We start from the raw sequence: 12,502 nt of genomic DNA, 5'->3' as shown, positions 1-12,502 counted from the left end.
CCCCCTATATATCCTTTTATATGTTATAAATAGTTTGTTTACTATCATTTTCAAGTATTTCAACAAAAACCTTTGCGATTTCTGGATCAAATTGAGTTCCAGCATTTTTCTTTATTTCTTCAATTGCTTCTTCTTTACTTAACGGCTTTCTGTAAGAACGATCACATGTCATTGCATCATATGAATCAGCAATAGATATTATCCTTGCTTTCCATGGAATCTGATATCCTTTTAACCCTTTTGGATAACCACTACCATCCCATCTTTCGTGGTGTGCAAGAATATATTCTACAATATTATAATACTCACTAGAAGTACATAATAACCTATAACCCGTTTCTGGATGGCGTTTTATTTGCGTCCATTCCGTATTAGATAATTTACTTGGCTTATTTAATATAGTATCATCAACTGCAATCTTTCCTATATCATGTAACTCACCAGCAACTTTTAGCTCTTTAAGTTTATCATCACTTAAGTTATATGCTTTTCCAATATCTTCACACAAAATACCTACCCTTTTTGAATGAGCATCTTCCCTAGGATTATTAAGATATAATGTATTAATTATAGATTTAATTACCGTACTTCGCTTATTTGAACCATCAAGTATTTTTTTCTGATACATGAAATCCTCAGCATTTTTCAAGATACTCCAAATAGATTGACTCTCATTATGTTTTGTATCCCATCCAAATGAAGCCGATATATTAATATCCATTATTGTTTTCTTTTCAATTTTTTCTTTAATGTTTTTTATCAAGTTTTGTACAACAAATCCTTCAGTTTTTGGAAGTAATATAACAAATTCGTCTCCACCAGTCCTTGATATTATATCTTCTGTGCGAAATTCTGTTTTTAAAACATCTGAAATTTGTTGAATAAGTAAATCTCCATATTCATGGCCAAAAGCATCATTTATTGTCTTAAGGCCATTTGCATCAGCAAACACAATTGATAACGGCATATTAGCTTTAGTATCTAATTTTTCTAATGCTTCTTCAAAATATCTTCTATTATGTAACCCTGTCAATTGATCATGGTAACTTAAAAATTCAATTTGCTTTAGTTTTTCTTTTCTTTCACTAATATCCTTAAATACTAAAACAACGCCGATTACATTCCCAAATTTGTCTTTAATTGGTGCTGATGTATTTTCAATATCTCTTTCTAATCCATCTTTCGAAATTAAAATTGTGTTGTTATGTTCACCAATAATTTTGAATACGTTCTCAAATGGTTGCCCATAAGCTTCTTCTTTTCTCCAACCAGTTAACTTTTGTGCTATATCATTTATAAACTCTATTTTCCCATTTTTATCAACTGCTATAACCCCATCCCCTACAGATGTTAGTATCGCATATAATTTCTCTTTGTTTTCCCTTACCTTAAATTGTTCTGTCTCTATTTTACTTAACATATTATTTATTGAATTTCTCAAGAACGAAAACTCATCCTTGCCATATATTTTTAATTTTTGAGTTTCACTTTTTGTTAAATCTAGATTTTTTACTTCACTAATTAACTTAGTAAATGGTTTTGATATATATCTTCCCAATAAAGTGAAAACTACAAATAAAATTAAAACCATTATATGTGCATATATATACATAAATTTCTCTATCTGATTCATTCCTGCTATAAATAAATCCCTTGTTTTTTCTAATTTGACTAAAGTAAAATCATCTTCATGGAAGGTATTTGGATAAATAAGTTCCACTACTATAGTGTCCTTATTCTTACTGAACTTAACTTTATTAAATAAAATATTTCCACTTTCTTTTAGAGAATCTTCTTTTGATATATATTCATATAGATTATTTATTGTAGAAAAAGATATTTGACTATCTGTGACTTTTTCTAAGTCTTTAATCATATTTTCATCAATAAGTCTACCGAATATCAGTTTTCCATTAGGGTCTTTTTCTTTATTAGTATCAGTTATTTGTGATGTTGCAATAAAATAAAATTCATCTCCTATTTTCGCTATACTGGACGTATCTTCATTAGATACCGAATATTTTATAACTTCATCAATATCCTTATTAAATCCCTCAGGAAATTGTGCGAATTTTTTATTATTAAGATTGTAAAATTGTTTACTTTTAATTATATTATCTTCATCAACAACAATAGCAAAATTTAATTCAAGATTTATAAAATCGTCTTTTATAAGGGCCTTTTCTTTAAATTCTGGGTAATTATTATTTGTAAAATTATAGGTGTCATCCCAATGACTCCAATCGTTAACACTACCTCTATATTGATTTTTCCTCTCATCAAAAAAAGAATTTATACTTTTACTAATGTACTCAATCTGATCTTGTTCTTGATCTTCTAGATAATTTGAAAAGAACTTTTCAAATGCAATATTGCTAAAAAAAACAAATAAAACAGTTATAAACATTGTGATAAAAGTTATTTTAGTTCTTATCTTCAAATAATCACCTTCTTACTGTAACCAAAAAAATAATTGCATCATCTAAAGACAATGCAATTATATTATAAGCTTTCTTCCTTTGTATTTCTACATTTTTATACAATATTTGTCTTTTTTTTAACTAATTTTAAAATATACTTCTTTGGACTGTAAGCATATTTTCAAGTTCTTCTAAATTTGGGGCTAGTACTTCAAATACAAGATATTCTGGCTTTATTTCATCTATTACCTCTTTTACAAAATGAGAGTCAAAGGGAACATGTAAGTCAATATTTTTAATATGCCTTCCCGAGTATTCAAGTTTATCCCAAAAATCTTTCTTACTTTGAAGAATTTCTATTTTTTCACTATGATCTGACCTTAAGTAAGCCCCTGATAATGACTTGTTTAAATGAATACCTTTAATATAATTTTTTAAATCTCCAAGATTATTTATAACTGAAAGAATATATTTACAAGCTTCTTCTTCATTTTGGATTTTAGGATTTGTTATCATTAGGTGACCTATATCTAACATTATCCCTTTATTAGGATAATTGATTTTATCTAAAAATCGTTCTACTAAATCTACATCAGTTAGCTTTAAACCTGGGCACCAAAGATTTTCAAATAATAATGTAAAACCTTCATCTACATCTCCAAAAGATTCATTTACTAACTCTGCCGTAGCTTCAAGAACATCCCAATCACTATAGGTAAATTCAAAATTATAAGTATGAAGTATTTCAGAATGTGTTACGTGAAAAACTGCATATTCTACATTTAACTTTTTAGCATTTTCAACTTCCCATTTATAATGTTCAATTAGTGTATTTTTATCTAATCCACCATAAAAGGATATAATATTTTCTTCACTTCCAAACTGCTCAATTAAGGCAGTATGATTTTCTCTCCAAAAGTCCAACCACATAGACCAGTAACTCAAATGCATTCCAACTACAGTATCTTTTGGAATGTTTTTTTCGTCATACCCTTTTAAGAACATTAATTCTAATCCATTCAATTTATTTCTATTTATGAATTCTTTTATTTTTTCCCAATCATTATCAAACCAATCCATGTGATAGTCCAATGTAGTCAAATTTGTTAAATATCTCATGTCGTCCCCTTAATATTTTTAACCTAAAATTAAAGCAATTATAGTAATAAGATTAAATGTTATGTGAAGTATATTTGTAATTTTTATTGCGCTAGTCTGTGGCATAGATGCCTTTTTATATGACCTAATAGCTATTGGCATTGTTAAATATACAAATAAAGCCAATATAGGTAAGTCCTTTGTAATAACAAGTATTGTAGTCATACCATATGCAATAGCTATTAATGAAATATAAATTGCTCTACCCGCTTTAATACCTAGTATAACTGTTAGTGTTCTTATTCCAAGATTTTTATCTCTTTCAAAATCTCTTATCTCATTTGCCATCATCATCAGAGGAATCATAATTCCTGCTGGTAATGCAAGTACTATAGGAGTAATAGAATATTCACCCGTAAATACAACATAAGAACCTAATACCATTAAAGGCCCCATAAGTATAAGTGATAAAACAGCCCCTAATCCCCTCTTTTTATATACAAATGGTTCACCTGTATAAGCATAAGAGCCAATAATACCAGCAATTCCAATATAAATAAGCTTTGGAGTACTTAAATACATTAATATTAATCCAATAAGTCCAGTTCCTGCTATACATAACATACCAAAAGTAAATACCAAAAGGTCAAAAGCAGTTCTTTCATACTTTAAAAACTTATATGTCTTTTCTCCTGGTCTGTGGTATTTAAAAGATCCTTCATAAAAATCATTTATTAAATTTGCACAACTTTGTACAAGCATTCCCCCTATAGTGATCAATACTATTTTGAATATATCTAATGCTAAATCTCCACTAAATAGCTTTCCTTCTCTATTAGCTATAAGCATACCTAGAGTTGTTGAAGCTATGGCAAGTGTAAGAGATAGGGGTCTTAGTGCAATCCATAAATCCTTTATTAACTTCAAAATATACTCTTTTTTTGAGTACTCTGTCATTTCCTCTCTCAATTGCATAATTTCATCTCCCATTAAATCATATAATTTTAAACATACATTTAATTATACATGAGGTTTTTGTAAACTAGAATAATAAAAGATAGAATTATTGATTTATTTGTCTCAAAGTAATACAATTATTATGTTAATAAATAATGTAAAAGGAGATGTATCAATGAAAATCACTAAAAAACTATCTGCAATACTTTTAGCTGCTATGATGACTTTTGCAGTTGGCTGTAGTCCAAAAGCTTCTACAGAAGAAACTCCCAAGGATACGCCAAAAGAAAACTTAACTTTAACAGTCGGAGTTATGCCAGCTGTTGACTCTGCACCAATACTTCTTGCAGATAAAAATGGATATTTTGAAGAACTTGGTTTAGATGTAGATGTTCAAGTTTATACAAATGCAATGAACAGACAAAGTGCTCTTCAAAGTGGTGAGTTAGATGGGGCTATGACAGACGTTATTGCTTTGGTAAACAATGTTGAAAATGGTTTTGATATAAAGGTAACAACAAGTACTGATGGAGCATTCCCTTTCTTAATTAAAAAAGGATTTGAAGAAAAGAAAGATATCAAGGTTGGAATGATGGAAGTCAGTGTATCTAACTACTTATCAGATAAAAGCTTAGGTGATAAATATAATGTAGAAAAGGTTTACATAAACGAAATACCTGCTAGACTTGAAATGATTGGTAAAGGAACTTTAGATATGGCTGTTATCCCTGAGCCAATGGCATCTCAAGGTGAACTAAAAGGTCTTACTAAGAAACTAATTGAGACTGATGACGAGTTCTCACCAGATGTAATGGTGTTTACAGGAAAAGCTATAAAAGAAAATGAAAAAGCAGTTGAGTTATTCCATAAAGCATATAACAAGGCTGTTGACGAAATAAATAATGATGATGCTATAGCAAGATCAATATTAATTGACACTCTAAAATTAAATCCAGAAACTAAAGATAAAATAATCTTACCAGAATATCATAATGCAAGAGTACCTAGCAAAGAATATCTTCAAAGTATTATGGATTGGAACAAAAAAGTTTTAAACAAAGAAATAACTTTAAAATATGAAGACCTAGTTGAAGGAAAGTTCGTTAATTAATGATTGAAATCAAAGATATAGACGTGTTCTATGGTAGGGAAAAAGCATTAGATAAAGTTTCTCTAAGTGTAAATAAAAATACTACCTGTGCTATTATTGGTGCATCAGGATGTGGAAAGACTACTCTTTTATATACATTGGCAGGAATTATAAAGCCATCTTCAGGAAGTATAGTTATTAATAATGATGAACTAAGAGACATAAGAAAAAGCACTGGATTAATCCTTCAAGATTATGGTCTTCTTCCATGGAAAAGTGTTTGGGATAATATAGCTTTTTCATTAAAGTCAAGGGGATTTAAAAAAGATGAAGTTAATACTAAAGTTTCATCTATACTAAATGACTTAGGAATAAATGAATATGCAAAAAGATTTCCTGGGGAATTAAGTGGTGGGCAAAAGCAGAGAGTTGCCATTGGAAGAACTTTGGCTCTAGAGCCTGATTTGCTACTTATGGATGAGGCATCATCAGCTTTAGATGCCATGACAAAGGAACATATTCAAAATCTTATATTAGATATATATAAGGAAAGACAAATTACTTTGGTAATGGTAACTCATAATATTGAAGAAGCTGTTTTTCTTGGGCAAAAGATTGTAATTATGAGCAAGGGAAAAATTAAGAATATAATAGATAATCCATATTTTGGAGCTGAGGATTTAAGAAACAACTTAGAGTTTTATAAGGTGTGTCTTGAGGTAAGGAAGTGTTTAAATGAAGAATCTTAAAGCAATTATATACAACAAAACCTTATATGGAAGTTTAGTAGTAATTTTGTTTTGGTACATACTTCATTTATTTGTTGGATCTTCTGCAATCCCTTCGCCCTATGAGACAATTTTAAATTTCATTGAAATTTTCCCAGGTACTCTAAGCCTTCATTTACTAGTAAGTCTTGGAAGAATATCTGCAGCAATTTTAATATCATTAGTATTTGGAAGTATAATTGGACTTTGGATTGGTATGAATAAAAAAGCAGATGAACTTATAACTCCTATAGTTTATATACTCTATCCCATTCCTAAAATAGCATTTCTACCAATATTAATGATTTTATTTGGACTTGGAAATACTCCTAAGATTGTGCTTATAGTAATAATAATTATATTTCAAATTATTGTTGCAGCAAGGGATGGAGTTAAGGAAATACCAAAGGAACTTTTTTATTCTGTTATGTCCCTTGGATTAAACAGGATGCAAATTTATAGACATTTAGTACTGCCATCAGTACTTCCTAAAATAATAACTGCCTTAAGAATTAGTGTTGGTGTCAGTATATCTGTACTATTCTTTGGTGAAAATTTTGCAACAACCTATGGTATTGGATATTTTATAATGAATAGCTGGATGATGGTAACCTATGTTGAAATGTTTAGTGGAATACTAGCCCTTAGTATTATGGGGTATTTAATATTTAAGTTTATTGATATGTTAGAAGATAAGCTTTGTAGATGGATTAAAATAGGTAAGAAGGACACAATATAAATAAAGCTATGGATTTAGAATAATATGGTTCTAAATTCATAGCTTTTAATTTTAATCTAAAGTTTTTAATAACTTATCTAAGTTTTCCTTTAATTGCATCGCATGCTCGTATGTCATATTAGTTTTACAGAATAGTTTCTCTGGTATGTCTGATACTTGTTCTTTTAATTCATATCCCTTTTGAGTTAATTCTGCTATGACTACTCTATCATCGTTTTTATCTCTATATCTTGTTATTAACTCCATACTTTCTAATTTTTTAAGTAATGGTGTTAATGTTCCTGAATCTAAATGTAGTCTTTTGCCAATATCCTTAACAGTTGCCTTTTCTTCTTCCCACAATACAAGCATAGTTATATATTGAGTATAAGTAAGATTGTGTTCATCGAGAAATGGTTTATATAGTTTTATTATTTCTCTTGATGCTGCATATAAGGAAAAACATAGCTGGTTATCTAATTTTAAATATATATCTTTATCCATAAAGTTCACCTACAATCTTTTTTACTTTAGTAATCTTTCAATATCACTTTTTATTTTCATTGGAGTAGTTGTTGGTGCATATCTTCTAATTACTTTTCCTTCACTATTAACTAAAAACTTTGTGAAATTCCACTTTATTTCATCATTTAAGAATCCTTTAGTTTCACTTTTTAAGAATTTATATAGTGGATGTGCATTTTCTCCATTTACATCTATTTTCTCAAACATATTAAAAGTTACTCCGTAATTTAATTGACAAAAGTTATGAATTTCATTGTTATTTCCTGGATCCTGGTTTTTAAATTGGTTACAAGGAAATCCTAAGATTTCAAATCCATTATCTTTATAAGTTTTGTATAATTCCTCTAACTGAGAAAATTGTGGTGTTAAGCCTCAGTTACTTGCAGTATTTACTACTAACACTACCTTGCCTTTATATTTATTCATATTAACATCTTGCCCATTTATTTTTTTGGCTGAAAAATCATAAAAATTCATAATTAATTCTCCTTTAATATATTTTATTTTTAATTTTATCAAATTTAATTGTATTCAATTTATTTATATATTACCTTTTAAAAATTTTACTGTCAATGATTTTGACTAAAATAAAAAGATAAATCTACGATTTATAATATAAATTGTAGATTTATCTTTTTATTTTAGATTACCTATTTTACTAAATATATAATTATTACGACAACAAAAATACTCAATAAAGGAAAAAACATAATAATTAATAGCAATAAAGAGTTCTTTATAGATTTTTTCAAGTCTGATTTTTTTCCTTCTTCCCTATTAAAATCTAATAAATCCTTTTGTTTTATAGTTTTATCCCCGTAACTTCTCATAAAGACTCCTATTCCAACTATTGCCATCGTAAGTAACGTATAAGTTAAACTTATACTGCTACCTGACAACATCGAGCTAACATTAAGTACTATTCCACTACCTAAAGCTACTAATGTTGAAAAAATCAGTCTTACTTTTAAACGACTATATCCTTTTTGCGTAAGTTTTTTTGCAATCCAATAGGAAATTGCAAATATTAAACCAAAGATAATCATGAAAATAATAATTCTAGGATCTTCATTTGTATCCTCATACCTATTAATAGGTGAGGTAACTGAAAAATATATCATTAACCCAAATACTATAGTAAAAACTATATATCCAATAATATTTTTAAATATTTTAGACATTTCTCCTCCTTGTAGTCATTTACCTATATTCCTATAACAATCTAACCCTAAACTACATATTACCTATTTTATAACACCTTGATTCTCTATTTAACAGCCTACTCATCTAATTCTTCTTTAAGTTGCTCTGGTACAGTTATGCTGTATAAATCAAGATTATATTTTTATAGACTTACTATCCAGATTTCATATAAAATAATATAAAAATCAACACTAGTAAACTGGAGTATAACTATTCATAAAAACTTCAAAGGTAAATCTATGGAAGATATTAGCTGCAATAAATCCATATAAACTATATAAGAAAAATAGTACTGTAAATACTTGTATCAATACACAAATACTAAATAATAACCCTTTTTCAAATTCTGACTCTCTACAAAAATGATTTATTATCATATTAATCACACAATTTAACAGAGATATTCCGAAAGCAACAAGAAGCGTGTCGAGAATCTCATCTAGCATATTTGCTCCATACTGAAAAGTATATAAAGATTGTGAATAGAAATGATTAGTCTTTTTCTTTAACAAAAAATTGTAATGACTATAAAAAAATAATTTAAAAGTAAAATCTTATATTTTAATTTTTGAAATCTTCTTTAACTCTATTTTTAATATCCAATTCGAGACTCTTTGCACGTTCATTATAATTATGATTTATGTTATTTCTTATATTTCTAGGGAATAATTTTCTCATAGTTTCCTCATGTTCTGCTCCATCTGCTGGTATCTTATGACTTATAATTTCAATATTATTGCTATCATCTTTAATATATAAAACTACAGGTAAAGATACACCACTTTGTAGAGTTATGTCATTATCCTTCTTTATATATTCTTCTTTTAATAACCATAAATATATCCTATCTTTATCAGTTCCTAAAATAGTAAACGCACTATACACGCTACCATCTGTTGCAGCAAGAATATCATCTGTTTTTGTATCAAGGTATTCTGAAATTGTTTTTTCATCAACCTTAGTGATTTCTAAGGAGTTAAAAGAGTTTCTTAACCCAAAGTTATAGCTTATAAAAAGAAACGCTATCAAAAGTATAAAAATAATTACATTCCTTTTTTTCATTATTTAATCCCCCTGAATTTTATATTTAGTATTACAGATTAGACCAATGCACAATACTATACAACTGTGTAATAAAATGATAACAATAAATGTAGATTTTTTAACTCTAAAATCTTCCCCCTTTGTTATTTGTTTTTACTGAATCATATTTTATTTACAAAGTAATTATAACAACTTAAGCAAATGATGGTGTTCTATACTTAAAATCACTTATCCTTGCATAAGAATAAGCAACATTACTTTGAATTATAAAATTTTTAGTCTTTATAGTGTCTTTATCTGTTTCAAATAACTTAAGCCATTTAAACCAACTCATGTAGTAGCCTATTGTAAAGATAACTAAGTGCAATAAATATTAACAATATGATTCTTATCATTATTTAACCACCTTTAATAGATTTTTAGGTGTCAACTGTGTCCTATATTAAAAAGTCCAAGCAATATTGCTCGGACCATCTTATATCTTTCTAAAAATTAGCATTGTGTATTAGTCAAAGAACTATATTATTTGGTGTTTTCTATCATCTAATATTTCAAATTGCATTGCTTATTTTAACCCCTTTTATTTTCTAACGAGAATTACCTAAATGGCAAACTGAAAATATAACCGATATAGAAAAACAACTCTCGAAAGAAGAATGGTACTTGGCTATTCAATGTTTTATATACGGAACTTTGCGTAGGTGATGAATATGCTTCCATTCCAGTGTTTTTTGCCATTAAGATTGCTCTTTTCATATGCAAAGGGTCGCTTACAATAGTAAAGGTGTTGAAGTTTTTCTCAACAGCAATTTCATAAGCGTATTTTATGTTCTCTTCTGTGATTCTTGATTTAGTTTCAATCAGAATATCATCAGAATTAACATTGTTTTTAATAGCATAATCCCTTGCAACCTCAGACTCAGCATATTTATCGCCTTTGCCCTTACCACCAGTAAAAATAATTTTATCTACATAATCATTCTCATAAAGCCAGATAGTATGATTTATCCTTTCGCGTAAAACAGGAGATGGTTCATTATCCCAAGCAGCAGCACCAAGTACCACAGCCACATCAGTTTTAACTAATTGAACTTTGTTACTAAAAATCCAAATGCTAAAAGCTGAATAACTAATAAAAATAAGAAAAATGACTATTACGGTAAAGACTAATCTTAATCCATTTTTTGGGGTCAATTTGAATCAATCCTTTTCAATGTTAATATAGTCGTTATTTATATATTTGATTTTCTTCCTTTCACTTTACGTTTACCCTTCTCATAGTATAGGAAATAAGTCTCGTCCATTTCAACGATACCTAAAAATTTTTCACAATCCACTTATATTTCTTACATTATAGAATAGTCGCTCGTTTTATTCAAATATCAACAGAATTATTTAATACAACCTATTATTTATTAAACTATTACACATTTTTATACAACTATGCAATAATACCTAATTAAACTAGATATTAAATATATATCATAAATCATAGAATATTCTTCTATATTCTAAACCCAAATTCACATTAATATAAATTTTGTAAACTTATTAATTAGATTTTATCTAAAATAAGCAAAAAAAGAATGACATTTTATCATTCTCGTATAAATAAAGTTGCAAAGTCCTAAGTAGTTCATACTAATATTATCTTATTTATTTATAACTATTTTCATATTATCTTTTAAATTAGTTTTCTCTAGTTCTATTATCATAACCCAATTTATTGTAACAACGCCTTCTATTGTACATACTTCTGTAGCTCCGATTTGTTTTAAGTTTACGTTTAAAGTATCATTGCTTACATTTATACTTTCAACACTATACTGATTTACCGACGACGTTGAAGATGGAATCTGCAAATATAAAACTGACTTTTCTTTATCTGGTGATTCCATCGGGATTTTTTTTGGTGTAAAGTACTTATTCCTAAATCTTTGGAAATCGTTATTCGTCATCATAAGTAGTGTATCTGGCGGAATGAGTTTTGATTTTTCATCATTTTCAGTAAAGCCAATTACCTGAGAGTTAAGTTCATTAAATGCAACAACCTTACTGGATGAACAACCTATTAAAAGCTGGGTTATTATAATAGTAATTGTAGTAAATAATAACAATTTTTTCATGATATTCCCCCTAATCCCTTATTGTTTTCATATATCTATTAATTAAATAGATAATACTATAATTTTAAGGAAGCATATTTAACTTTCCACCTCTATAATGTGCAAATTCATCTTCAGAATAATCAACAAAAACTTTTGAGTTATTATACTGTAATGTTTCAATTCTTGGTTTTGTTTTTTCATCGTATTCAATAGAAACAGTGGTATCAACTAATAACACTCCATCTTTCAGTCTAATTTGGTCTATTTCAAAGTTTTTCACTTTATAACCACGTTCTTTTAGTTGATTCATATTTTTCATATAGACATTTTTAGCTTCTGCTCTACTACGATTAGTACCCACATCAAAATGTTCATCATAAACATATAAATACTCAAATGCTTGTTCATAATTTTCGCTTACAAGCGCAGAATAATAATTCTTAGCAACTTTTTCTACTTGTTTTTGCTCACTAGTATTTCCTAATAAATACCACAGTAATCCCATTGCTACTAAACAAAGTATAGTAATAGTCAATTTTTTCATAAAACTTCTCCCCTTATTATGTATATTG

The 12,502-nt window shown here is 28.0% G+C and carries 13 protein-coding genes and 1 pseudogene; 3 read left to right on the top strand and 11 right to left on the bottom strand.

Annotated elements, in window-relative coordinates; all coding sequences use genetic code 11:
- Positions 1-16: 16 nt before the first annotated feature.
- The 3 genes from ACUSRV_RS10665 to ACUSRV_RS10655 form a co-directional block, all read right to left on the bottom strand.
- Entirely contained in the window at positions 17-2,440 is a 2,424-nt protein-coding gene (locus ACUSRV_RS10665; protein ID WP_490141938.1) for an HD domain-containing phosphohydrolase, read from the bottom strand.
- Between the two features lie 127 nt (positions 2,441-2,567).
- The gene (locus ACUSRV_RS10660) at positions 2,568-3,539 is read right to left on the bottom strand and encodes a TIM barrel protein (RefSeq protein ID WP_490141937.1); all 972 of its coding nucleotides are present in this window, start codon (positions 3,537-3,539) and stop codon (positions 2,568-2,570) included.
- An 18-nt stretch (positions 3,540-3,557) separates the two neighbouring features.
- Complete coding sequence (locus ACUSRV_RS10655) at positions 3,558-4,493, bottom strand: prenyltransferase (RefSeq protein WP_490141936.1); 936 nt, start codon at positions 4,491-4,493, stop codon at positions 3,558-3,560.
- 157 nt (positions 4,494-4,650) lie between these two features.
- On the opposite strand from ACUSRV_RS10655, the gene ACUSRV_RS10650 reads away from it, so the two are divergent.
- The 3 genes from ACUSRV_RS10650 to ACUSRV_RS10640 are packed head-to-tail and all read left to right on the top strand — an operon-like array spanning position 4,651 to position 7,071.
- The gene (locus ACUSRV_RS10650) at positions 4,651-5,586 is read left to right on the top strand and encodes an ABC transporter substrate-binding protein (protein WP_490141935.1); all 936 of its coding nucleotides are present in this window, start codon (positions 4,651-4,653) and stop codon (positions 5,584-5,586) included.
- Positions 5,586-6,314 carry an ABC transporter ATP-binding protein gene (locus ACUSRV_RS10645; protein WP_490141934.1) on the top strand — a complete coding sequence of 243 codons (729 nt, stop codon included), beginning with the start codon at positions 5,586-5,588 and terminating at the stop codon, positions 6,312-6,314. Before ACUSRV_RS10650 ends, ACUSRV_RS10645 begins: the two co-directional genes overlap by 1 nt.
- Entirely contained in the window at positions 6,301-7,071 is a 771-nt protein-coding gene (locus tag ACUSRV_RS10640) for an ABC transporter permease (RefSeq protein ID WP_490141933.1), read from the top strand. Before ACUSRV_RS10645 ends, ACUSRV_RS10640 begins: the two co-directional genes overlap by 14 nt.
- A gap of 51 nt (positions 7,072-7,122) precedes the next feature.
- Here ACUSRV_RS10640 and ACUSRV_RS10635 read toward each other — a convergent pair whose 3' ends face one another.
- From ACUSRV_RS10635 to ACUSRV_RS10600, 8 genes and pseudogenes are all read right to left on the bottom strand, one after another.
- A complete protein-coding gene (locus ACUSRV_RS10635) occupies positions 7,123-7,554 on the bottom strand; it encodes a MarR family winged helix-turn-helix transcriptional regulator (protein WP_490141932.1) in 432 nt (143 codons plus the stop codon).
- Positions 7,555-7,575: 21 nt separating this feature from the next.
- Positions 7,576-8,052 carry a glutathione peroxidase gene (locus ACUSRV_RS10630; RefSeq protein WP_490141931.1) on the bottom strand — a complete coding sequence of 159 codons (477 nt, stop codon included), beginning with the start codon at positions 8,050-8,052 and terminating at the stop codon, positions 7,576-7,578.
- A gap of 173 nt (positions 8,053-8,225) precedes the next feature.
- On the bottom strand, positions 8,226-8,756 hold the full coding sequence (locus ACUSRV_RS10625) for a hypothetical protein (RefSeq protein WP_490141930.1): 531 nt from the start codon (positions 8,754-8,756) through the stop codon (positions 8,226-8,228).
- Between the two features lie 583 nt (positions 8,757-9,339).
- Positions 9,340-9,840, bottom strand: a complete 501-nt coding sequence (locus ACUSRV_RS10620; protein WP_490141929.1) for a hypothetical protein — start codon at positions 9,838-9,840, stop codon at positions 9,340-9,342.
- Between the two features lie 175 nt (positions 9,841-10,015).
- Positions 10,016-10,168 (bottom strand): annotated as a pseudogene (locus ACUSRV_RS10615) (IS1595 family transposase); the annotation flags it as partial.
- 251 nt (positions 10,169-10,419) lie between these two features.
- On the bottom strand, positions 10,420-11,016 hold the full coding sequence (locus ACUSRV_RS10610; RefSeq protein ID WP_490141928.1) for a YdcF family protein: 597 nt from the start codon (positions 11,014-11,016) through the stop codon (positions 10,420-10,422).
- 458 nt (positions 11,017-11,474) lie between these two features.
- Positions 11,475-11,948, bottom strand: coding sequence for a hypothetical protein (locus ACUSRV_RS10605; RefSeq protein ID WP_490141927.1), 474 nt, complete (start codon positions 11,946-11,948; stop codon positions 11,475-11,477).
- Between the two features lie 64 nt (positions 11,949-12,012).
- Positions 12,013-12,474 (bottom strand): hypothetical protein, encoded by a 462-nt coding sequence (locus tag ACUSRV_RS10600; RefSeq protein WP_490141926.1) that lies wholly within the window; start codon positions 12,472-12,474, stop codon positions 12,013-12,015.
- Between the last annotated feature and the right edge of the window lie 28 nt (positions 12,475-12,502).

This window comes from Sporacetigenium sp. TC11 (genome assembly GCF_058146105.1).
The sequence above is the reverse complement of the archived record's forward strand: the minus strand, read 5'-3'. Positions and strand labels throughout refer to the sequence as shown.